The organism is uncultured Flavobacterium sp. (assembly GCF_951805225.1).
Lineage (GTDB): Bacteria > Bacteroidota > Bacteroidia > Flavobacteriales > Flavobacteriaceae > Flavobacterium.
Map to the genome: position 1 here is coordinate 987,207 of NZ_OX638201.1, position 25,540 is coordinate 1,012,746.

The 25,540-nt window shown below is 29.6% G+C and carries 17 protein-coding genes; 7 read left to right on the top strand and 10 right to left on the bottom strand.

The window, feature by feature from the left end:
- Positions 1 to 59: 59 nt before the first annotated feature.
- From WN975_RS04275 to WN975_RS04320, 10 genes are all read right to left on the bottom strand, one after another.
- Positions 60 to 815 carry a phytanoyl-CoA dioxygenase family protein gene (locus WN975_RS04275; RefSeq protein WP_337965380.1) on the bottom strand — a complete coding sequence of 252 codons (756 nt, stop codon included), beginning with the start codon at positions 813 to 815 and terminating at the stop codon, positions 60 to 62.
- 3 nt (positions 816 to 818) lie between these two features.
- Entirely contained in the window at positions 819 to 1,679 is an 861-nt protein-coding gene (locus WN975_RS04280; RefSeq protein ID WP_337965381.1) for a hypothetical protein, read from the bottom strand.
- A 3-nt stretch (positions 1,680 to 1,682) separates the two neighbouring features.
- Positions 1,683 to 2,627, bottom strand: a complete 945-nt coding sequence (locus WN975_RS04285) for a hypothetical protein (RefSeq protein WP_337965382.1) — start codon at positions 2,625 to 2,627, stop codon at positions 1,683 to 1,685.
- Positions 2,628 to 2,699: 72 nt separating this feature from the next.
- Complete coding sequence (locus WN975_RS04290) at positions 2,700 to 2,879, bottom strand: hypothetical protein (protein WP_337965383.1); 180 nt, start codon at positions 2,877 to 2,879, stop codon at positions 2,700 to 2,702.
- A gap of 580 nt (positions 2,880 to 3,459) precedes the next feature.
- Positions 3,460 to 5,067 carry a class I SAM-dependent methyltransferase gene (locus WN975_RS04295; protein ID WP_337965384.1) on the bottom strand — a complete coding sequence of 536 codons (1,608 nt, stop codon included), beginning with the start codon at positions 5,065 to 5,067 and terminating at the stop codon, positions 3,460 to 3,462.
- A gap of 1,144 nt (positions 5,068 to 6,211) precedes the next feature.
- Positions 6,212 to 8,380: a peptidase domain-containing ABC transporter gene (locus WN975_RS04300; protein ID WP_337965385.1), complete on the bottom strand. Its 2,169-nt coding sequence runs from the start codon at positions 8,378 to 8,380 to the stop codon at positions 6,212 to 6,214.
- Positions 8,381 to 8,389: 9 nt separating this feature from the next.
- Positions 8,390 to 9,532 (bottom strand): HlyD family efflux transporter periplasmic adaptor subunit, encoded by a 1,143-nt coding sequence (locus WN975_RS04305; RefSeq protein WP_337965386.1) that lies wholly within the window; start codon positions 9,530 to 9,532, stop codon positions 8,390 to 8,392.
- Between the two features lie 1,014 nt (positions 9,533 to 10,546).
- Entirely contained in the window at positions 10,547 to 11,404 is an 858-nt protein-coding gene (locus WN975_RS04310; protein ID WP_337965387.1) for a CPBP family intramembrane metalloprotease, read from the bottom strand.
- 581 nt (positions 11,405 to 11,985) lie between these two features.
- Entirely contained in the window at positions 11,986 to 12,156 is a 171-nt protein-coding gene (locus tag WN975_RS04315) for a hypothetical protein (protein WP_337965388.1), read from the bottom strand.
- Positions 12,157 to 12,169: 13 nt separating this feature from the next.
- Positions 12,170 to 12,322: a class IIb bacteriocin, lactobin A/cerein 7B family gene (locus WN975_RS04320; RefSeq protein ID WP_337965389.1), complete on the bottom strand. Its 153-nt coding sequence runs from the start codon at positions 12,320 to 12,322 to the stop codon at positions 12,170 to 12,172.
- Between the two features lie 370 nt (positions 12,323 to 12,692).
- Between WN975_RS04320 and WN975_RS04325 the strand changes: the two genes are divergently transcribed.
- From WN975_RS04325 to WN975_RS04355, 7 genes are all read left to right on the top strand, one after another.
- The gene (locus WN975_RS04325) at positions 12,693 to 14,414 is read left to right on the top strand and encodes a helix-turn-helix domain-containing protein (protein ID WP_337965390.1); all 1,722 of its coding nucleotides are present in this window, start codon (positions 12,693 to 12,695) and stop codon (positions 14,412 to 14,414) included.
- A 136-nt stretch (positions 14,415 to 14,550) separates the two neighbouring features.
- Positions 14,551 to 14,733, top strand: a complete 183-nt coding sequence (locus WN975_RS04330; RefSeq protein WP_337965391.1) for a hypothetical protein — start codon at positions 14,551 to 14,553, stop codon at positions 14,731 to 14,733.
- Positions 14,734 to 14,756: 23 nt separating this feature from the next.
- The gene (locus tag WN975_RS04335; protein WP_337965392.1) at positions 14,757 to 16,481 is read left to right on the top strand and encodes a S8 family peptidase; all 1,725 of its coding nucleotides are present in this window, start codon (positions 14,757 to 14,759) and stop codon (positions 16,479 to 16,481) included.
- 19 nt (positions 16,482 to 16,500) lie between these two features.
- Positions 16,501 to 18,201: a S8 family serine peptidase gene (locus tag WN975_RS04340; RefSeq protein ID WP_337965393.1), complete on the top strand. Its 1,701-nt coding sequence runs from the start codon at positions 16,501 to 16,503 to the stop codon at positions 18,199 to 18,201.
- On the top strand, positions 18,198 to 20,402 hold the full coding sequence (locus tag WN975_RS04345; RefSeq protein WP_337965394.1) for a lantibiotic dehydratase family protein: 2,205 nt from the start codon (positions 18,198 to 18,200) through the stop codon (positions 20,400 to 20,402). Before WN975_RS04340 ends, WN975_RS04345 begins: the two co-directional genes overlap by 4 nt.
- 2 nt (positions 20,403 to 20,404) lie before the next feature.
- A complete protein-coding gene (locus WN975_RS04350; protein WP_337965395.1) occupies positions 20,405 to 21,271 on the top strand; it encodes a thiopeptide-type bacteriocin biosynthesis protein in 867 nt (288 codons plus the stop codon).
- Between the two features lie 1,081 nt (positions 21,272 to 22,352).
- Positions 22,353 to 25,535, top strand: a complete 3,183-nt coding sequence (locus tag WN975_RS04355; RefSeq protein WP_337965396.1) for a SusC/RagA family TonB-linked outer membrane protein — start codon at positions 22,353 to 22,355, stop codon at positions 25,533 to 25,535.
- The last annotated feature ends 5 nt before the right edge of the window (positions 25,536 to 25,540 follow it).

Sequence of the window (25,540 nt, forward strand, 5' to 3'; positions counted from 1 at the left end):
AACAGAAAATGCCAGAATTTTTGATCTGGCATTTTTTATTTACTTTTTAATCAATCGTATTACAATTGTAATTCTTTGGATGTTTTGACGTCTAAATAATCCCAGATATCGGTATCAAAATCAAAATGATTTTCGCCTCCATTTAGTTTATTTCCCCATCTTCCAATTAATGCAAGTCTGGCTGAATCTGATTTATTTACAGAAGCTGAATGCAAAATCAAGGAATGCCAAAGCATCAAATCACCTGCTTTACCAAAAAAAGGAACGGCTTCGTTTGAAATCGTATTTTTTATATTAGCAAATATCATGTCTTGGCTAAGAACGCCTTGAGCCATATAATCTTGTGGATTTTTCCTAAAATAATTCCAGGAAGCGATGTGACTTCCAGGCCAGTACATAAACGGCCCGCCAAACTCTGAGACATCTGATAAATAAAAAACAGAATTAACTAAAGTTCGAATAGCATCATAAACCGGAAAATCAAGATGTGGCGCTCTTGCACCTAACCATTCTGCTTCCTTGTCCGGCGATCTAGCTACAACTTCATTCTCACCGTGCCATAAAATGCTATCGGACAAACAATCGTATAAGCTTTTCATTTTGTAATGGAGCGTTGGCAATGGTTCATTCTCCAGAAAAAATTGGCTTGAAGGGATATTCTTCAAAGAATTAAACCAATCTTCATCAGAAACCGGATTCTGAAAATAGTTTAATACTTGTTTTTTCCATTCAGCAATTTCCTCCTGAACAAAAAAGTCTTTAATAATCAAAACTCCATCTCTTTTAAATTGTTCTATTTGATTAGCTGTTAACATAATTCAAGTTTTTATTTGATTAAAATGTTTATGAGAATTAAATATTTGGGATATTAAATTGTTTTTATCATTGTTTAATTCATATAAAGTCCATAAAACCTGAATCGCTGTTTCTAGTTTTATTTGGAAGATTGTATTTTCTCCGTTGGCTTCATTTTTTACTTCAGAAAATGCCGTTTCAAAATCTCCAAAACTGCCATCTGTACATTGTTGGTATAGTATAAAATCTAATCCTGTTTGAATTGCAAGTGACTCTTTACATTTTAAATAATTTAAAACTCGCAAACTTCTCATTGCTAATTCAAGATCATATAATCTCATAGTATGTATGGCCATTCCTTCAATTTTACTATTAAATACAGGATTATATTCGACTTCACAGGTTCCAAATTTTGATTTTATTTCTATTTGAGTAAGAACATTATTTATCATTTTGATGATATCCAGTTCAAATAGTGGAACTTTAAAATTAAGCGGAGAGATTTCATTTTTATCATTATCATCATCAAAAACGCAATTTAATAACACTCCATTTACAGAATTAGGATTGGCATCTTTGATTTCGTATAAAATGGAAGAATATTCTAAAGCAGCTTCTATCTGACCAATGCTGCCAAAATCCAGTATTAAAGAATTGGCTAAAATGCAATTAAACAAACTTTCTGAACGATAGTCAATTGGATTATTATTTCTAATAAAGTTTTGGATGAATTTTATTTCTTCTTCATTTCGATTTTTATCGATTAAAGTAATTAATTTGAGCAAAGCCAGAACTTTAATTACATTATCAGATTGTTGTATAGCATTATTTGAACGAATCCAGCTATATAAGTTTTCCGTGATTTTTTTGATAGAATTTTCCATAAATCAATTATTAATAAATTCGCAATCCAGCAATATTAAAGTCACAATTGTAGGATGATAAACATCATCAAAAAGAGGTAAGTTTTCTTCTAATGATTTGCCATCTTGTCTTTGTTTTACCCAATTTCTCCCGGGAATAAAGCCGCTTGTTTGCTGACTTTTGCACAATGTTGAAGCAATATCGCGATCTATTTCTGTAAATTGTTTTCGCAGGCAAAATTGATTAATTAATAATTCGGCAGTCAAATCCCAGTCTTGTTTTATTATAGACATAGACGTCGATAAATCAACATATTTTTGAACATTTTCATAATGCACTCCTAAAAATTGTTTCATATCTACTGATCCAAAATCCGAAAAGTGAAACAAAAGGTGCGTTAAACCATATAAATCCATGTTTTGGATATAAGACAATTTAGGAAGATTTATAAGGGAAGAATTTAATAATAAGTCGTCGTTGTTTGAAAAAGAATGCTTTAAATCGCAAGCTTCGATATAATATTTCATATCGAGTTTATCCCAGGCACTTCGTTCAACACGATCTAAATAGCCTCTGTCTAAAACCGTTTGTAAATCATTTGAAACTTCTTGTTCATTTATTCCAAAAGATTTAAGAACGGAACAAGCAACAACTCTATGTGGGAACAATTGGATTCTTCGTCTCGAATCAAAGAAAAAATTCTGACTATTAACAATAGAAATCCATGCTTGTTTTAGTTTTTCAATTTTAGGATGCTTCTTTAAAACAGAAGATCTTTGAGCAAGTCTTAAAGCTAATCCTAACTCAATTAATGCTTTTCTTGATAAATCGGCTTTAATATTTTCCGGCAGAATACCTGTGATAGAATCTTCGGCAGGTGTTTGAAATTTTTCCATATTAGAGTCAAGCCAATCTAAAACTCCTTCGAGCATATTATCTCGATCACTAGTACTAAAAAGTTTATTCATGATGTTATTTAGATTTAGGGGAAATGAAAAAAATAATGAGTGAGATTTTACTTCTCACTCATTAGTAGGTAGTTAATGACTTACAAAACCATGTTGGTAGACGATTGCGCTGTTAACTACAGGTCCGTTAGCATCACCATCTTTATGGGTTTTTTTAACTAAGAAGTTTGCAAATTCGTCCAAATTTGTTACGCCTTCTTTTTTCAACTGGCTAAGGATCTCTTCTTTACTGATTTTAATTTCTTTGCTCATGATTTCTAATCTTTACTTGTTTTTTCTTACTCATAAGGTTTTTCAGATTCCACCCCGTTTTTATAGTGGTTTCTGAACTCCACTGTTTTATATTATAATTTTTATAATGCTTTGATATAGCTCATATTATCTTTGAAGTATTATTTTGAAATAATATCATAAATAAATGAGAATAGTTTTATATTTATATTATAAAGCTACTGATTTGTAGTATTTTACAGATGTAAAAAGTCACGAGAACGACATTTTTTATACATGAGAAAGGAAATTCATGTTACGAGTTTGTTTTGTGAGTTTATTTTTACGATTAAAAATTGAATTGTCTGATATTCAAAAACTTAAAATATTGAATAGAAAAGCAATGTTATCTGAAACAGATTATTTTGAAGAAGTTTATTTCGAGCCTAGATTTATATTAAACTATCGAGAATATGTTGAAGAGAAGAAAAGATAAGCGAATGTATTTATTAATGACAGCTTGTTTGATTGTATAAAAAAAGCCAAATCTTCTGATCTGGCTTTTTTATTTACTGTCTATAATGTACACTGAAAAATGATTTTTCTAATTAGAAGTATAGATTCAATTTCCTTTTAACAAGTTGATACTTACCGTAGCGATATTAGCATCCGGAAATTGTTTGGCAAACGAATTATCGGGAAATAATCCTGCTTCTGCAGCAATTTTATTAAACACAGGAAGTTCAACAATATATTGATCAGAAAAACCGTGTGTAGCGTCGTAAGCTGTTGCAGGAGTTTTTCCTAAATTATTGGCTGCAAGTTTTGGATCTATGGTATGTAACTCAATTAGAAGTAAACCAAATTTGCGAACATATGGCGACCATTTTTGTAAATGTTCGAGAAGATTATCTTCGACCAGATTGTTGCTGATTCTTTTTCCTCTAAAAGCAAATGCACCGGTAGATTTACTGATTCTGTCTTTGTGAATCTGTTCCGGATCTGCCCAAATTCTATTGTGATCTAGAAAAGTTCTCACGTTAAGCAAGTCTTTCAAATCGATGTTATAATTTTCTTTTAAATCATCAGAAAGTAAATCGGGACGACCAATATCTCCCCAAATTACTTTTGCCCAAATATCTGCTTTTATAAGATTAGCTCTGGTTACTTTTAGCGCAGCCTGATTATAATCGGCGCCAACTAGAAATAATGGATAATCATCGAGCATTTTTCCTCTTAAGGTTTGTCTTTCGATTACTTCATAAATATGTTGTAGAAAAGCACCATTACCACAACCCATATCCAGAATTCCCTTGGGTTGTTGTTCAATTGGGAGATTAAAAAGACTAATAATAATTTCATCTACCACTTTAAAATAAGTATCGTGAGCACCGCCGCTTCCCCAAACATTCATTTCGCGATCAACGTGAATTTCATTTTCGCCATCATTTGTGGTTCTTAAAACGTTGGGATCTCCAAAAATTAATTCTTCAATTTTGGCAAATGTTGGTAAATACGAAACGGTAACGCCATAAGCACTGGCTCTTTTAGCAAAAAACAAACCGACTTCGGTAAATTGATAATTACCGTTTTTTTCAAGAAACCATCCAAGATGAACAAAAAAGTCTAATATCTTTTTGAAATTTTCAGGAGATTTATGAAATTCTTCCGGTCTGAAAGAAGTTTCCATAAAGTACTTATGAAACATTCCGTTCATCGCCAGACGAACAATTGTTGGACCAATCAAATATCCTTCTATATGTTTTAAAACTTGTTCCTGAATGCTATTTTTCAAAGCATCATCAGAAGGTTCTATTCCGTAATTTTTTTTATATTTTTCGAAAATAATATTGAGTTTTTCAAAGGGCGCATCATCAAAAAGACGGGAATGAAATTGGGTAGAAAAGTGCAATAAATCAACCACATCCTGATAAAGATGAAACATTGAAAAAGCTATTTCTGTTTTTTCATTTACAGAAATCTTAATTTCCTGTGTTTCGTTATTGACCTCATATTCTAAAAAGGCTTGCGAAGCCAAAATTCTCAAAGCAACATTCAGATAACCTTCATTTGCTTTAAAAGTAGTGACAAGCTCAGATAATTGAGTTTGTTTTTTTTCTAAGATAAATTCTAAAACGCCGTGATTCTTCAATGCGATTGCTACCGGAGCAACAGCTAAACCGTCAAGATGTCTGAAAATGGAGCTTCGGAGTTGTGATTTATCTGTCATAGTAAGAGATTGAATGTTTACTAAAAATAGTAAATTTTTTTAAACTGAGGATAGTCAGTTTTGTAGTATCTAAATATTATGATTTATTATTAAGAACTTATAATTGTCATTTACTCAGAATTTTATTCACATAGAGATAATTTTTTCCAATTTAGTACGGAAAAATTATACTATTGTCAACCTAATAATAGTTAGTATTATGGCAAAGTTGATTAAGGTTATGGATAGAAGAATACGGCTATAAATTAGTCATCTTTTTTATTTCGATCATTGAAATAAAGAATACCGATTACTATCAAAACTAGTATTGGTGTAATTAGACTATATATACTTTTAACAACAAATAAATTGTATAATAAAAGCGAAATACTAAGAATAGTAATAAGTATAAAAAAGTGATTTTTGTTCATGATAATTGTTTGCTATTCGTCCTTCACATCGTTATAATTTGTCAGTTTCGATTTTTATTCTCCCTACGTGGTTTCTTTTTATGAAATGAACCATAAACAAGATGCTTAAAAATGATAAACTAACCAATGATAAAGTAATATTGAACATATTCTTATTTGTAAAAGGGACAGTTGTAAATGTAGTTGTAATTAAAATGTTTAATATGCATAGAAGAATAAAAAATTTTCCTTCGTAAAAGGAGTTTATTAAAATCGAGATTATCAATAAATTTAAAAAAGCAAAAAAAAGAAAAACGATATTTATACAAGTAAAAACTGTAATATCTATTTTATGATTTAATAAAAAGAATAAAGGAAAACAAAATAATAAAATGGTACATGGTTGTTTTAATATATAAAGAAGCTCGTTTATTGTTTGTGTTGTCTTTTTATTGACTCTTGAGTTACTAATACAAAAAAAATTATATTTTTCACTTGGACTTGATGCAATAGTTTTGATTGCAATAAACCCATATATCACAGGAAAAGTTATAATATTAAATAAACTCGTAAGCAATATAATATCGATTAATTCTGAATGAATATATTTCATGAAAATTAGGTCGATAAAAATAATTGTCAGTACAAAAGCATAAAGGATAACAGATTTCATAATTTATTTTTTAGTTGTTTTACCCCAGCTCAAATGAGCCAGCTTATTTTAATTAATTAACAAGATGTAGCTGTCATTCATTTTAAACCAAGCTCTGTTTCTTCCATAAATTAAAATATTTTTCTTTTTTTGCTAATAAAAGATGATGATTACCGGACTCTATTATTTTTCCGTTTTCCATTACTAATATCTGATCCGCATTTGCTATAGTACTTAATCGGTGAGCAATAATAATTATTGTTTTACCTTGCTTTTTGAAATCATCTATAGTTTGTTTAACTATCATTTCTGAGTTTGTATCTAATGAAGATGTTGCTTCATCCATTAGTAAAATTTCAGGATCTTTGTAAAGTGCTCTTGCAATGGCAATTCTTTGTTTTTGACCTCCTGACAACATCGTGCCATTTTCACCAATCTGAGTTTCGAAACCATTTGGTAATTTTTCTACAAATTCAGTAATTCCTAATTGTTTGGATAAATCTAATATTCTGTGAATGTTTGGAAAAGAATCTCCTAAAGCTATATTTTCAATAATATTACCTGAAAATAAGTTAAGTTGTTGCGGAATTACTCCTATAGTTTTTCTTAAACTTCTATAATGTATAAATTGAGTATCATAATCACCAATATAAATTTTACCTTCTTTAATAGGATATAAATTTTGTAATAATGATATTAAAGTTGTTTTTCCGCTACCACTTTCTCCAACAATTGCGGTGGTCTCATTATTTTTAAATACGGCATTAAAGTTCTTAAACACTTCGATTCGGGAACCATATCTGAAACTCACATTTTCAAATTTTATATCTCCTGAATTTTCTTTAGGTAACTCAATTTTATTTTCTGTTTGTTCACGTTCTAAATCCATGATTTCAAAAAGTCTGTCAGCTGCAATTAATGCATTTTGAGCCGTTTTATTCATGCCAATCAAAGAAGCAACGGGAGATGTAAAATAGCCAATCAAGGCATAAAATGAAAACAATTCTCCCGGAGTAATAGCTCGGTCAATTACATAACCTGATCCAATCCACATTAAAATTATTGTAAAAGCAGAAGCTAAAAATTGTGTAGAAGTAGTAGCGAAAATTCCATTTAAACCAGATTTAAAGGTTGTAAATAATAGCTTTATAAATGAATTCTCCGTTTTTATATTTGAAAACTCTTCTATGCCAAATTCTTTAATAGTACGTATGTGTGTAACACTTTCAACCAATTGTGTTTGCAAACCGGCTGCATTTTCCATAATATTTCGTTCTACTTTTTTATTGAATTTATTCAAAACAAAATAAATTATCATATAAAACGGAATTACAAGTAAAATGACTAAAGCCAATTTCCAATAATAAGTGAACATTAAAGCGAATGAAAAAATTACTATAAAAATGTTTACAATCATATCAATTGCAACTTCATTAATGAATGTTCTAATTTTTACAGCATCATTTATTCTGGAGGTAATTTCTCCTATTTGCATCGTGTCAAAAAAGCGCTGTGGCAAATGCAGTAAATGTTTATAATATCCTAAAATTAGTTTGGCATCAATTAGTTGTCCCGTTTTCATTACAAAAATGCTTTTTTGAGAACCAATAAAGCCTTGTAATAAAATTACACCAATCATTGAAATACTCAATAAATTAAGTAATTTTCGATTGCCTTCGACTAGAACGTAATCTGTAATTTTTTGGATATAAATTGACATTGCCAATCCCAAAACTGTAAAAATAATTGCGCCCGTTAATGCCTGAATTAATATACTTTTATGAGGTTGAATCAAATGCCAAAAACGGGTGATAGGTGATGTTTTTTCATTGTAAGATCTAAAATCATCATTTTTAGCAAAAAGAATTAAAATACCTGACCAAATCTTTTGAAATTCTTCAAAAGTATAGACTTCCATTTTTCCAACACCTGGATCCATTACTGTAATTTTGGACTGATTTTCAACTTTTGATTTCTCAACTTTATAAATCACTACATAATGTTGTAGTTGTTCTTTTATAACTACATGCGCAATTACCGGTAACGGAATTTTATCTACAGAATCCAGACCTCCTTTTACTCCCTTTGCTGTAAATCCCATTTTTTCGGCAGCTTCAATAATGCCAAGAACATTGGTGCCACGTTTGTCTGTGTTAGCATATTGTCTAATTCGCGCTATAGGAAGATTAACTTGGTAATGATTTCCAATAGATGCCAAACAAGCAGCACCACAATCTTTAATATCATGTTGTTTAATTTTTATTGATGCCATTTTTTAGAATTAATTATCGATTGACAATTGTTTGGGATTAAGCCAGTCATCTACTTTGTCAAATAATAAATCAAAGAGACTTCTTCTGGTTATGATGTAACGTGTGGTGAGAGTCATTCCTTTTGAAACATTGGTTTTGTATCCCGATTTTAGTTTCATTTCGGTAGTATTTAATTCGCTTCGTACTTTAAAAAAAGTTTGATTTTCCTGAACAGATATATTGTGATCAATATCAATAACTTTCCCTTCGAGTAATCCCCATTGATTATAGTTGAATGCATCAAGCTGAAATTTAACTTTTTGATTACTATGAATAAGTCCAATATCATTTGGAGAAACCATACTTTCTACAATTAAATGGTCAATTGCTGAAATAGTCATTATAGATTGAGTTGCATTTAAAAATGATCCTATTTGCAGACCCGAAAAATTTTCAATCGTACCTGAAATAGGTGCTGTAATAACATAATTATTTTCCTCGACTTTAATTTTTTCGATACTTCCATTTAAGTTTTTGATTCGCTCTTCGAGATCTCTTTTTTGATTTTCCCAAGCTGCTTTTTGTTCACTTATATAACTTTTCAGAGCCTCATTAGCTGAACGTAATTCATATTCGTACTTTTCATATTCTACTTTTGCAATAATACTTTTATCATATAAACCTTTATTACGACTGAAGTTAATTTGTGCCTGTGAAACTTTACTCTGCAATTCATTTTTGCGAGATTGAAATTTTAAGAAATCTTCTCTTGCTGTTGAAGTTTTTAAAGTCGTTGTTTTACCTGATAAGATAGAATTTACATCTTGCAAAAGTTCAATAACAGAATTAGATACTAAATTTTGAGTTCTTTTCTCAGTCTCAAGGTTTTGCTTTGCAATTTTTAAAAGTGTATCACCTTTTTGTACTACAGCATTGTTTTTTAGATTCAACCAAATAATACGACCGCTTACAATAGCAGTAACAGGAACATTGTCTGTAGTGCTTCTTACGATTCCACGGCTTTGACTAGTAATGTCAACTTTTATAATGGGTAATAAAATCAAGAAAATGATAATCGTCAAAATGATAACTAAATAAATGGAAAAGCTTTTAGTTTTATTTTTAGAGATTAAATTTTCGAGAGTGTTTATAGGATCCGAACTGAAATTCATATGTTTATTTTAAGATATAATCATTTGTGCTGAATGTAAATAATAGTATATTACTTGTTAATTTTTGTTTTATTAAAGCCATTGCTTCTCTCAAAATTCATTATTTTTCAGCCCCGTAGCTATATATACATATAACTAGTTCCTTCAATAAGATTTTTTGAAAAATTGATTAGTTTTCAAATGAAATTTAAAAAGATTGCACTTAAGAACTAAATAAATACATTTTGATATTTAAAGAGATTCTTAGATTCTTCCTTTCATATGATCTCAATCCAGAAAGAATGATTTAATATTAGGGTAAAAATCTGTCAGAAATTTTACCAAATATATTATAATTAAAAATTTTAGAAATAATATCAAACGATGTTTTGTTTTTGTTGAAATATCCATAGTAGTAAAATAATATTTAAAATTGAGAAATTTTTATTACGCTTAAACCTTATTTATTTTTTAATGGGTTGCAAAATACAATGCCTCACCAAAAAATTTTCCAGCAAAATAAAACACCAAAGAAAATAGTATACACGTGTAAATTATAGTCAATTGTTTTTTATGCTTCTTACCTAAAAAAAGAACTTCAATAATAGATTCCTTATTTTTCATTTTCTAACACATTAATAATAACCATATATCTTGGTTAATGAATTTACATAAGTAATGTATAAGGGAATATATCCGCTTATACAGATTAACTACTCTATAATCAATACTATTATTTTGCCAATGTTCTGCCAAGAATTTCTCCTTTATCAAAGACATAAGCTAGTAATACCATGATAAGAAAAGCTGCAAATAAAATATAAAACGAGTTGCTCTTGTAAAACTTCATATTATGCTCTTTTTGTTATCAATATTAATTTTTAAATCGTGTTTTGCACATTGACTTCCCAAGTAAAATGCTAATGAAGCACCTAAAACTATAAGAATAAATAACTTGATGATTTTTTTTTCTCTCATATTAATAATAATTATAAATGATGTTTTTTGTCATATGATTCTTGTATTTCCTGAGTATTAAGCTTTATCAAATTTAAATTTTCGATTATGTTTTCTTGATCTGAACTGAAATACATTTCTTTTAAATTTTTTTAAAGGATTCATTGGCTTTAAAAGATATAAAAACGCGCAAGACATTAAAAACAACAATGTAGTTATAATGGATCCTTCAAATCCAAAATCTCCTCCGCTTAAAAAAAATGGTTTTTGAGGAACATATTCTAAAATGCTTATGACTTTAATACCACTGATATTACTACCCAATAGACAGCCAATTGAAAAATTCCAAAAAGCATGTATAAAACTTGTCAATAAAATAGAATTACTTTTTAAGTATATCAAACTAAAAAAAACACCCGCTATCGCAACATTAACCAACCCTACAACATTAATATTAGGATTGAATAAATGAAAAAAACTAAAAAGTAGAGAAACTAATAATACATCTTTTATTGAAATGTCATTAACCAAAACTTTGTACGGAATAAATCTGAAAAGAATTTCTTCTAACAATGCCGAAAGAAATATTAAAATAAAATAAACAATAATTTCAATATCCCAATTACTATAATTATAGACCTTGATTAATTTAAATCCAACAAGGAAAGAATATATAATAAAAGGTATCAAACAGGTAATCAAAATGGCATTATTATATAAACCTTTACCAAGAAAATTAGTTTTAAAGGTGTTAAATAATTTTTCTTTTCTGAACAGATAAAGTATATATATAAATTGAGGAAAGAATGTAGCTATCCATATTTTGTAACTGAATATTTTTGTATTTAAATCTTCAAAAACAATAAATATAAAAGGTATTGATATAAAAGAAATGATTAAAAATGCTTTTATGTAAAAGTTAAATATTTTTTTCATGTTGTGAATAAAAATAGTAGTATGCTTCAAGTTTTCACTAAAAGTTTAATACTGGTGCTTATTTTAAGATATGACCTGTAAGATATCCCAGTAAATAAATTGATACTGCTATCCAAATAATAATGCTGATGCGTTTTAATAATTTTTGATCATAATTCATAAGTTCTAAGGTATATGTTAGTTTAATAAATAAAATAATGCTTCACCATACATTTTATGTGTAAGGCATAAAAATACATACAGATTAATATTGTGTAAATTAATTATAATAAGCATTTATTTGTGTTTTATATCTGAAAAATCTCATTTATTTTTATTTGATTTCATAGATACATTAAATCTGGAGTATCATTTTTTTGAAAACTCCCATATTAATAAATTTAAGCAATACTCACCTTCTGATAAAAACGAAGGAGAATATTGCTTAACTGATAAAATTATTTTTTATAAATAGAACCAATAATGTACCCTAATACATATATAAATAAGGAGAGTATTATTACAATTCTTATTGTTTTTAATAATTTTGATGATTCCATAAAGTAATTTTATTAATTATATATTTTTATAAAACAACGCTTTTAATGTGTCGCATTATAATATCCCATAGCAAATAAACCTGGGGCAAATCCTAACAAAAAAGCACCCGCAACCATCCATTTTTCTGCTCGTGTACCTCCCTCAGTTACCATCATTTCATTAATTGTTAATTCAATAACCTCGGTTTTTTTTTGATCTAAATAATTTTCCATGATTCTTTTTATATTAATGTTTCGTAAAATATCCTATCGCATAACCTGTAGCATAGCAAGCACCTCCAATTTCAATAATTGCCAAAAGTAAAGGTAAAAATCCACCATCAACTTCTTGTACTTCCTGAGCATTAAGCTCTACTAAATTTAAACTTTCTAAATTCATAATATTTTTTTAATGTTAAATAATTTGTGACAATCTCTGCCACACATTCCTTAATGTTTTTCCGAGTAAACTTAGTTACGGAATCAACCCAGGTAATTGGCCAATTACATTTAGAAAAACGAGCTACTTCTTATCGTAACGTCTTACTGTAAAAAATGTCTCACTTTTCTGAAGTCAAAACTAGCTAAACATCGTACTGCTCGCAAATGTTGCCTATCGAAATTCAGGAATCCCGATACTTAATTCAGGAATTTATTGAAAATAAGAAGGTAATTATCTTTAAATGAATTAGTTATAAAATGCCTAAAAATACCTAATTTATCATTATAATTCTGTAAAGATGCTCTATTTTTGTAAGAAACCTTAATATATGTTTCTGCATAAACTTCAAAGAATCTTACTATTATTACTACTCCCTGTTTTTTTGGTTGCTCAGTCTACAAAAAAAGATCTTACAAAATTGTCTTATGATGAATTGCATCAATTATATTTTAAAAATGTAGGTAATCAAAAAGAACAAATACAATATACAAATGCCTATATGACTAAGGCAATAAGAGAAAATAATAACATTAGAAAAGCTAAAGCTAATTATCAAATTGCCTTGTTTTATTATAAGTCTAATGAGAATAAAGCGATTCAATATCTTGATAGTGTTATAAAATATTCGAAAGGAACAAATGATAAATTTTTTCCAGCCGCTGCTTATTGTGAAAAAGGTAATTTTCTCAAATACCAATTTAAGTTTAAAGAAGCCATGATTAATTATAATCTGGCAGAAAAAGTGGCACTGCAAACCAATATTGATTATTATTATACAGTAAGAGAATATATTGGTATTACCAAATCTGAAGACTTAGAAGAATATGATGAAGCATTAGAAATTTATAAGGAATGTTATCGATATTATAAAAGCAAAGACGTAAGAAGTTCAAAATATGCTGAAGATTATCAAAGTATCATTTTTGGAATCGCAGATTGTTATAAATCTTTAGAGAATACAGATTCAACTTCCTATTATAATGCACTTGGATATAACGAGTCTAAAGCAACAAAGAATGAAGAATACAAATATCTTTTTGTTTTAAATGAAGGTGCAAATCAAGTTTTAAAAAAGAATTACAAAGCAGCATTGGACAGTATTAATATAGCATTGCCTAAAATGATTGAATATGATAATATTGGTAATGTGCTGGCCGGGTATTATTATTTGGGGAAATCTTATGACGGATTAGGAAAAAAAGCAAAAGCGGCAGCAAATTATATTAAAGTAGATTCTATCTACAATATAACAAAGGAAATAAGTACAGAGTTTGTAGATGGGTATCCTTATTTGATTTCTTATTATAAAAATTTGGGTGATAAGGAAAATCAATTAAAATACATTACAGTTTATATGTCCATTGACAGTATTTTAAAGAAAAATTATCGGGAACTAAATAAGTTGGTATACAAAGAATATGATACTCCGCGTTTAATTTCTGATAAAGAAAGTCTTATTACTTCTCTCAATAATGATAAAATTAAAACCTACTGGGGATTAGGATTCTTATTACTAGCTACTATTGGTTTAGGAGGTTTTGCTGTACATCAATATAAAAGTAAAAAACGATATCGATCAAGATTTGAAAAAATAATAGAAGAAGCTAAAATTAAGGAGAATCCTGAATTTAAAAATGAAGATATAATAAAAGTGGATTCTATTAAAATCGAAGAAATTGGTATTGCCGAAGAGTTGGTAAATCAGATTTTAGAGAAGCTCAGTCTTTTTGAAACTAACAAAGGATATTTGGAATCGAATCTTACTGTACAATTGTTATCATCAACATTTGATACCAATAGTAAATATGTTTCTAAGATAGTTAATCTATATAAAGGAAAATCTTTTACACAATATATTAATGAATTAAGAATTGAGAATGCTATTAATCAATTGCAAAAAAATAACAAACTAAGGAAATATACCGTTCAGGCTCTGGCATTGGAATTTGGTTTTAATAATGCTGAATCTTTTTCGACCGCTTTTTATAAAAAAACAGGTATAAAACCAACCTATTTCATTAAAGAATTGGATTTGAACACAACTACTTGATAAGTTGTGTTTTAGTAAAATGCAGGAGATCGAAATTCCTGAATTCCGACAAGTAAATCAAATTTTTTGTTAGTTCAATGAGCAGAGGACTATATATTTGCGATCATATTTAGTAATCCAAAAAATAAATTGTAAGATGAAAACGAAAAATGAAAAAAAAAGTATAAATAAATTTGGTATTGAAAGATTTGAAGTAGCCAAATTAAAAAGTTTAAATTCAATAGTTGGAGGAGGAAAGACCACTACTGTTAATGACGATCCGTCCGATACAAATGATCATAAAGGAAAACAAAACTCAACTGAAAAATGCAATGGTTAGTATTTTAAATTTAATATTGATTCATGATTAAATTATTTTACATAATTATTCTATTTTTCCTTCTTTTAGTAAGTTGTAAATCTACTATAGAACCTAGTAATTTTTCTAAAATAACTATATTAAAAAAAGAACTTACAGCTACAGAATTAAAAATCTGGTATCGAAAAGATTATAAAGAAGACACTATTCCAGGTATTTCGTTAGATAAATGGTATCGTTTAAATAAAAAGCGCCCTAAAAGCAAAAGTATTATTGTAGCTGTAATAGATACTCAAATTGATATAAATCATGAAGATTTACAAGGACAACTTTGGACAAACAGCAAAGAAATTCCAAATAATGATATCGATGACGACCATAATGGTTATCTTGATGACATTAACGGCTGGAGTTTTACAGGAACCAAAAGCGGAGGTTATGTAGTTTGGAATAGATATGAATATGTTCGCATTATGCAGGAATGGGGACCATTATTTAAAGATAAAACAGAAGCTGAAATTGATTCTAAAGATCTTTATAAATACAAGGAATATCAAAGAGCTTTAAAAAAGTATCGAGAAAAAGAAAAATATTCAAAAAATTGGTTGAAATCCTTAAATCATGATGTCGCAGTTTATCCTTTGGTAAAAGATACTTTAAAGTACTTTTTTCCTAAAGAAGATTACACCTACAAACAACTGGATAGTTTGTATAAAATATATAAAATAAATGATAAAAGATACAAACAAAGACGTGATGATAATGATAGAGATCTGGGAGCGTTAATATCTTATATGATGGTTAATTTGAATACTGACGAAAGTACTTTAGAAGAATTAGTAGATCAAAAAACTCAGCTTGATTCTATTGTAAATAAAAACCTGAATTTAGATTACAATGAGCGTCTGTTAATAGGGGACAATCCTAATGTTTTAGAAAAAGGTTACGGCAATAATAATGTCAGTAATAATAAAGCAGGACATCGATCTATTCAGGATCATTGCACAAAAATGGCAGGAGTTATTGGCGCTAATAGAGAAAACAATATAGGAATAAAAGGGATTGTTCAAAACGTTAAAATCATGCCTTTGAATATTTCTCCATCAGGAGATGAACATGATAAAGATATTACCATGGCTATACGCTATGCTGTAGACAATGGAGCAAAGATTATTAATATGTCTTTTAGTAAGCAGTTTTCTTTGCATCAGGAATGGGTTACAGAAGCTTTTAAATATGCTGAAGAACATAATGTACTATTAATTCGCAGTGCTGGTAATGAAGGTGATGATCTTGATAAGGTAAAATATTATACAACAGATACTAATTTTGAAGATAACAAAGAATTTTGCTCCAATTTTATGGTAGTCGGATCTGTCAGCCATAAATTAGATAGTACTTTTGTTTCTGATTATTCTAATTACGGAAAACAAAATGTAGACTTATTTGCTCCGGGAGACGAAATATACTCGACTGGTGCAGGTAATAGTTACAAATTTGATTCTGGTACTTCAATGGCTGTTCCGATGGTTTCAGGAACTGCAGCGTTAATTTGGCTTTATTATCCAAATCTAACTGTTGCACAGGTAAAACAAATCATTATGGATTCAGGAACATCTTATGATTTGCAAGTTATAGTTCCAGGTACGGAAAATAAAAAAGTACCATTTTCGGAATTATCCAAATCAGGAAAAGTATTAAATGTTTACAATGCAATGCAACTTGCCGATAAGGTCAGTAAAAAGAAAAAAACAACGTCTAAATATTAAATAGACTTCAATTTAAGAAATGCTAAAATCAATTTATTTAATTCTTCTTTCAACCTTATTTTTAGTTAGTTGTAAACCTGTAAAACAATCAGATATTCCTTTTAAGAAAGACATTAAAAAAAAACTTACAGCTACAGAATTAAAAACCTGGTATCAAAAAGATTATCAAGAAGATGCTATTCCAGGTATTTCACTAGATAAATGGTATCGTTTAAATAAAAAGAAGCCTAAAACCGAAGTTATTGTAGCCGTTATAGATACTCAAATTGATAAAAATCATGAGGATTTGCAAGGACAACTTTGGACAAATAATAAAGAAATCCCTAATAATGGTATAGATGATGATGATAATGGGTACGTAGATGATACACAAGGATGGAATTTTACTGCAAAAAAAGATAGCTATATTGTTTGGGGAAATTTTGAATATGTTAGGCTAATAAGAGATTTTCAAGGCAAATTTGAAGGTCAAAATGAAACTACAGTTTCTAAAGATGATTTATTAAACTTTAAAGAATATTTACGAGCAAAAAAGAAGTTAGAAGAAGAAGTAACTTATTATAAAAAAAAGGAAGTATCTCAAAAATACGGTGTTAGTGTTTTTCCTATTGCTAAAGACAGTTTAAGACATTATTTCCCTAAAGAAGATTATACTATTGAGCAACTAGATAGTTTGTACAAGATTTATAAAATAAACGATAAAACATTGCGCCAACGTCGGGAAGATAATGACAGAGACTTAGGAGCAATGATTAGCTTTATGAAATTTAGGTTTGAAGTAGGTGAAAAAAGCTTATCAGATGTTATTGATTTTGAAATTCAAATAGATTCGATCTTAAATAAGAATTTAAATATAAATTTTGATGAAAGAAAATTTATAGGAGATAATCCCAACATTCTAGAAAAAGGATATGGCAGCAAGAATATAAGTATTTCGAAAGAAGGGCATAGATCTTTTCAGGATCATAATACAAAAGTATCGGGCATTATTGCAGCTAATAGAAACAATAATCTGGGAATTAAAGGAATTGCAGAGAATGTAAAAATTATGCCACTTACTATTTCTTACTCAGGAGATGAACATGACAAAGATATTGCAATGGCAGTATATTATGCCGTTGATAATGGCGCAAAAGTGATTAACATGTCGTTTACAAAAGAATTTTCCTTAAAACAACAATGGGTTTCAGAAGCTTTTAAATATGCAGAAAAACACAATGTTTTATTGGTTCATATTTCTGGAAATGAAAGTTTTGATATTGATAAAAATCCCAGTTATCCTAGTGATAATAATTTTGACGGAACTGGAGAGATTTGTAATAATTTTATTAATGTTGGGGCAACTTCAAATCGGGTAGACGGTACATTTCTTTATGAATTGTCTAATTATGGAAAACAAAATGTCGATTTATTTGCTCCGGGTGATGATATTTATTCGACTGCCGCAGGTAATACTTATGAATATGATTCCGGTACTTCTCTGGCAGCTCCAATGGTTTCCGGGACAGCTGCACTTATTTGGTCCTATTATCCTGAACTTACAGCTGCTGAGGTAAAACAAATTATTATGGATTCAGGTACATCTTATGATTTACAAGTTATAGTGCCGGGAACAAAAGATAAAAAAGTACCTTTTTCTGAATTATCCAAATCAGGAAAAGTTTTGAATGTTTATAATGCAATGCAACTAGCCGATAAGGTCAGTAAAAAGAAAAAATGATATCAACTTTTAAGATTACGTCTTTTTCTTCCTATGTATTAAGAACTCCTTTGTTGCCTTTGCCTTTGTATCTTAGCACAATTGAAAATTATTCAGAAGAAAAAGTAAAAGAGCTTTATCAAAATTCTTTAATCAAAGAAGCTATGAATTTGGCTTCGCCTGATTTAAAAAAAGAACTGGATAAATGGGAAAAAAAAGATTCCAATTTATCTGATGAAAAAGCAAAAAAGCTAGAGATTACATTTATAAAATATTTAGCCAGAATGTCTTCTAGATGTACACCTTTTGGTCTCTTTGCAGGTTGCTCAATAGGGGAAATAGTTGCCGAAACGAATATTATTCTGGAGGATTCGGTCAATTCTAAAAGATTTACTCAGTTTGATATGCAATTCTGGGTGGCTTTATTGCAAAATATTGCTAAACGAGAAAAAGCAATTTCTTACTTAAGATATTTTCCTAATTCTTCTATTTACGAATTTGGTGATTTCTACAGATATATAGAATACAAATACATAAAAACGACTCGAGAACATACTATTTCGGCATTGCGAAAATCCGACATACTTCAGGAAATAATACTCAAATCGAAATCAGGATTAACTATTGATGAAATGAATTCTTTTTTGGCTGAAAATGATTCTGAAAAAGAGGAAGCAGCAAATTTTATTCATCAACTGGTCAAATTTCAGTTTCTGGTAAGCGAATTAGATGCAGTTGTAACTGGCAATAACGAATTTGACAGGATCTTATCAATTTTAAGGAATATACCTGATTTAGAAAAAGAATATCAATTTTTAGAAAAGATAAACAAACAGGTTTTAGATCTCGATATTTCTTTAGTTCCAACAGAAAATCAATACTTAAATATCAAGAAAAGGATACATGAAGAAGGATTTGATTGTGATGAAAAATATCTTTTCCAAACTGATTTAAATACTGCGACAATAGCAAATAGCTTAGATAGAAGTACGGTAAAAAAAGTAACTCAAGGACTTTATTTTTTAAATGGAATACAGCCTAAAAAAGAATCTAAGAATCTAAAAACTTTCGCTAGAGAATTCTCCAAAAGGTATGAATCACAAGAAATGCCGCTTATGAATATCTTAGATACCGAAGCGGGATTAGGCTATCCGATAAATCATGATATGAGCGATTCTCATGAAATTTTAGAAGGCTTTTCTTTTAAACAAAAGAAAGAAAAAAACGAGAATCAAATCTGGAATTCATATGATTTAATACTAGAAAAAAAGCTTCAGGAATGTTTTTCAAATAATCAAACCACAATTACTTTATCCGAAAATGATTTCCCTGATTTTGACGCTGCTTTTGATAATACTCCTGTCACATTTTCGGCACTTATCGAAATTTATGAGGATGAAAAAATAGCTATAGAATCTTCAGGAAATGTAAGCGCTGCAAAATTATTAGGTAGATTTTGCAACGGAAATCCGGACATTCATAATCTGACTAAAGAAATTGTTGCGAAAGAGGAAGCTTTTCATCATGATAAAATTTTAGCCGAAATTGTTCATATTCCACAATCCAGAACAGGAAATATTCTACGCAGACCTGTTTTAAGAAATTATGAAATAGTTTATCTGGCAAATTCAGGTGTTGAAAAGGAAAATGTAATTGATTTAAATGATTTATTTGTATCGATAAAAGGCGATAAAATAATACTCCGTTCTAAAAAACTGAATAAAGAAATTATTCCTTGTTTGTCAAATGCTCACAATTTTTCTAGTGATTCATTACCTCTGTATCATTTTTTATGTGATTTGCAGGCTCAAAACATGAAACCAATCTTTAATTTTGATTGGGGGATTTTAGAATCTCATTATAATTATTTTCCAAGAGTAGAGTATAAAGAAATCATACTTTCAAAAGCAAAATGGATTATAATGAAAGAAGATATAATTCCTTTTCTTAAAGTAAATAATACTGATTTGTTTGAAGTATTTTCAAATTGGAGAATAGATAAAAACATTCCATATTTAGTTAATTGGGTGAATTTTGATAATACATTATTATTAGATTTTCGAACAGAAATTGGAATTCAGCTATTTTTAAAATCCACACAAAATAGAACTAAAATTATCTTAGAAGAATTTTTATTTGAAAATAATTCGATTGTAAAAAACAGCTCAGGAGAAGATTTTAGCAATCAATTTATAGTATCATTTTATAAAGAACAATCTTAAAAATGCAAAGAGTTTTTTGTTTAGGAAGCGAGTGGCTCTATTATAAAATTTATACAGGAGTTCAGACAACAGATCTTATTTTGTTTGAAAAATTTTATCCGATTATTTTACAATTAGAAAAAAGAAAAATCATCCAAAAATGGTTTTTTATTCGATATAACGATAATGATGCCCATTTTAGAATTCGCTTTTTAATAGAAGACAAAAAGAATTTATCAAAAGCTATTAATATGCTTTTTCCGGTTCTAAACGATCTGCTTCAGGAGAATTTAGTATGGAAAGTTCAAACCGATACTTATCAAAGAGAACTGGAAAGATATGGAGAAAATACAATTGAAGATTCTGAGTTTTTGTTCTGGAAAGATAGCGAAATGATAATTCAATATATTTCATTAAAAAAAGCATTTTCTGAAAAAGATATGGCGCTTTTATTCAGTTTCTGTTCGATAGATTCTTTTTTAAATTCTTTTGGTTTATCAATCTCAGATAAACTTAATTTAATGAACAGTTTGCAAATTTCTTTTAAAGAAGAATTTGAGGCAGATAAAACATTAAAAAGTCAACTTGATAAAAAGTATAGAGAATTACTGCCTACAATTGAGCATTTTTTTTCAGATATATCCAGAAAAGATTTTCCTGATTTTTTTGAAATAATTGAAAAAAAAGAAAATCAGATTGTAGAAAAAGTATTAGAAATTAAAGCTTCAATTCAAATTCCGATTCACGATTTTTTGGCAAGTCATATTCACATGATGCTTAATAGACAATATACTTCTAAGCAAAGAATGTATGAATTGGTTGTTTATGATCATTTATACAGATATTATAAAACTTTAAATTATAAGAGATTATACAAAAAGTCTTTATAAGATTATTTAAACACAACATTGTCATTTCGACGTAGGAGAAATCTCCATGAGAAGCTCGACAAAGATTGGCGACAATATTGAACGCGGATGACGCGGATTCGTTTTGCGAAAACACAGATTAAAACGGATTTTATTAGCTTAATATTCATTTCTACTCCATCGAAATTGTAAAACCTTTGCGATTTTGCAAGAGATTTATTAACCATTACAATATAGAATTTCCTTATACTTAATTACATTGCCTATTATTCTTCAATGCCATTTCTTTCCTTTTTTCTGATAAATCACTTCAGTTTAAACCCAAAATTTTCACCAGTATTTTATCATCCAAATAAAAATACATCATAATAATTCCCACAAAAAACAATCCATTTTTAGAGCATTTGCAAAATATTGTAATCCAAAACTATAATGATTTCAGAAGAAATTTGAAGAAAGTGGAGGTCAAATTATCATTTATTCAACAAAAAACGAGGTTCCTTTTATTAAATGCAGGATTTAAAACTATAGATTTTTCTGGTTTAAAGCAGTCAAATTACAATATTTCTTACAGGTGTTAAAAAAAGGAAATAGGTATTAACTCTTTTGTTTTTAGCGTTTTAAAGTTTTAGTAAAATTTTAATTAACATTTTTTTTGCAAAAAAAACGATTAAACTTTTGGAGTTAATATTTTTAACATACTTTTGTTCTATCAAATTAGTAGAGTTTAAAAATAAAGTAAATAAAAAAAGATTAAAGGTTAAGAAATACAATTCATTTTTTGAGCAGGCAAGAACCATTCGGTACTATATCCCTTCTGATTTTTCGGTGTTAAAAAACTCTTCAATCTCAAATTCATATAATTTTTCAATAAAGACGGACCTGAATTTTAGGGTCGAAATCTTGTAAAGACCAAATCAAAATAATAGTAATCCAAAAAAAAAAGAAAATGAAAAAACGAATGCAATGCAGTTAAAAAAAAACCATTTCTGTTGCAGCAGAAATGGTGAAGCTTAAAGAAATTGTACATCTCTCTATAAGGAAAGTGGGAGTGGAGTAAATCCTTCCGGACTTGCCTTATTTATTAAACCAAAACAAAGTAATGAAAAAAAAATTAAATAGATATGCATACCTATGCATTTTGTTAATTTCCATAGGGGTTAAGGCTCAGGAAACCAAACCGTTAATTCAGTCCAAGCTAGAAGGTATAGTGATTGATGCTGCTACAAAGGAGCCGGTTATTGGAGCTTCAATAAATATAAAAGGTACTACACACGGAGTTCAGACAGATTTTGACGGGAAGTTTTATTTCCAAACCGGACAAAAATTTCCTTATACTTTAATCGTAAGCTTTTTGGGATATAAAAGACTGGAAACTGTAGTTAATCAAAATTCGGTTGTAATTGAAATTACTCAGGAACAAAATGCACTTTCAGAAGTTGTAGTTACTGCATTGGGAATTTCAAAAGAAAAGAAATCTCTGGGATATACCACTCAGGCAGTTAAAGGGAAGGATTTGGGAGAAACTAAAGAAACGAACTTCCTGAATAGTCTTAGTGGTAGATTGGCTGGTGTACGTATCACGAATTCTCAAGGAGATATGGGATCTTCGCGTATTGTGATTCGTGGAGAAACGTCAATCGCTGGAAATAACCAACCTTTATTTGTGGTTGATGGAGTTCCGGTTGATAACTCACAATTAGGAAGCGTTGGTGGAGCAACCCGTGATTTCAAAAATGCGATTGCAGATATTAATCCACAAGATATTGAATCATTAACAGTATTGAAAGGTCCAAATGCTGCGGCACTTTATGGATCTCGTGCTGCGCATGGTGTTGTTTTGATTACTACAAAATCAGGAAAAAATCAAAAAGGACTTGGTATCACAGTTAATACTGGTATCACGGTTTCTGAGGTTACAACTTTACCTCGTTTTCAAAATTCATATGGTCAGGGATCAAACGGAAAATTTAGCTTTGTAGATGGTAAAGGTGGCGGAGTAAATGATGGTGTTGACGAAAGCTGGGGGCCAAGATTAGACGGACGTCTTATTCCGCAATTTAATTCAAATGGTGTAGCGGTTCCTTTTATCGCGCATCCTGATAATGTGAAGGATTTCTTTAATACAGGACTTACTTATGATAACAGTATTTCTATTGCAAAATCAGATGATAAATCAGATTTTCGTTTAGGAGTAAACAATCAAAAACAATTGGGAACTGTACCAAATAGTGAAGTAAACAAAACAAACTTTACAATTAATACGAATTACCAAATTTCAAAAGGTGTTAGAGTTGGTGTAAATGCCAATTATATTGTTACTGATGCTCCGGCACTTCCGGGTGGTCCATCTGGAAACCGTGCTGCGGGTGTAATGCTTCAGTTTCTTTGGTTTGGGCGTCAGGTAGATACTGAAGAACTTCAAAGAAACAGAGATGTAAACTGGAATAACAGCTATTATAGTAATCCATATTGGAATGCGTATTACAATACTACAAGTCAACAACGTAACCGTTTGATTGGAGATATCCATTTGGATGCAAAACTTGCGGAAGGATTTAATTTTAAATTCCGTACAGGAATTGATTATTACAATGATCGTAGAAAATACCAGATTAAATACGGTACAAACGGAACTCCTTTTGGATCATATGCTGAAGACGCTTATACTGTAAGCGAACAAAATACTGAGGGTATTTTTACTTATACTAAAAAATTAAACGATGATTTTAGTTTAGACGCTCTTGCGGGATTCAACGTTCGTACACATAGTGATGCAAACAATTATCAAAAAGCGCCACGTCTTGCTGTACCGGATTTATATACTTTGACGAATTCACGTGATCCGTTAACTTCATCAAATACGTATTCAAGATTAAAAGTTTATAGTGCATATGCATCGGCACAATTTGGTTTTAGAAATTATGCATTTTTAAACGTAACAGCTCGTAACGACTGGTCATCAACATTGCCAAGTAATAACCGTTCTTATTTTTATCCTTCTATTAACGGAAGTGTGATCTTAACAGATGCTTTGAATTTGAAAAGTAATACGCTTGATTTCTTAAAATTACGTGGTGGTTGGTCTGAAGTAGGAAACGACGCAGATCCATATCAATTGTCTACAGTTTACAATTTTCAAACGGCATTTGACGGAAATCCAATTCAAACTTCTTCTCAAAAGAAACTTAATAATAATCTGAAACCAGAAACTACACGTTCTACGGAAGTTGGTTTAGAAGCTTCTTTTTGGAAAAACAGACTTCACTTTGATTTTGCTTATTATAACACAAACAGTTTAGATCAGATTTTAGAAATCAAAACAACTGCTGCGAGTGGTTATAATTCACAATTAATCAATGCTGGAAAAATAAACAATCATGGTGTAGAAATTCAATTGGACGGAAATCCTGTTCAAACTGAAAATTTCAAATGGAATGTTGCTGTAAATTATGCAAAGAACATAAGCAAAGTTGAGATTTTGGATTATGACAAACAAATTCAAAACTACACAATTGGTTCTTCTGGAGGTGTTGATGTATTGGCATCTGTAGGTCAGGCTTACGGAGCGCTTTACGGAACTGCTTATTTACGTGACGCAAACGGAAACATTGTAGTTGGTGCAAATGGATTGCCAAAAGCAGATCCGCAAAAGAAAGTATTAGGACATTATACTCCGGATTATACTGGTGGTGTGACAAATACATTGACATACAAAAATCTTGAACTTTCATTTCTTGTTGATGCAAGTGTAGGTGGACAGATTTTCTCCGGAACAAACAGAACAGGTAATTATACAGGAGTATTGGCTCAGACTCTTTATGGTCGTGGTGCAGAAAATGGAGGTTTAAATTATTATGTAACAGGTACTACAAAAACTTTATTACCTGCAGGAACAACTGCTCCAACTGGTTCAGTAGTTTATGATGACGGAATGATCTTTAATGGAGTATATGCTGATGGAACGCCAAATAAGACATTACTTAGTGCGCAGGAATATTACAAAGCTTCATACAATATTAGCGAAGCTTACCTTTATAGTTCCACTTACGTGAAATTAAGAGAAGTAAAACTGACTTATAATGTTGATAAAAAACTAGTTAAGAAACTGGGATTAGCCGGAGCAAGTTTTACAGCTTCAGGTCGTAACCTGTTCTTTATTTACAAAGACGCACCAAATATCGATCCGGAATCGGCTTTTAACACTGGAAATGCACAAGGTTTAGAGAGTTTGTCTCTGCCAACTACCAGAAGTTTCAGTCTTAATGTTAATCTTAAATTCTAAAAACA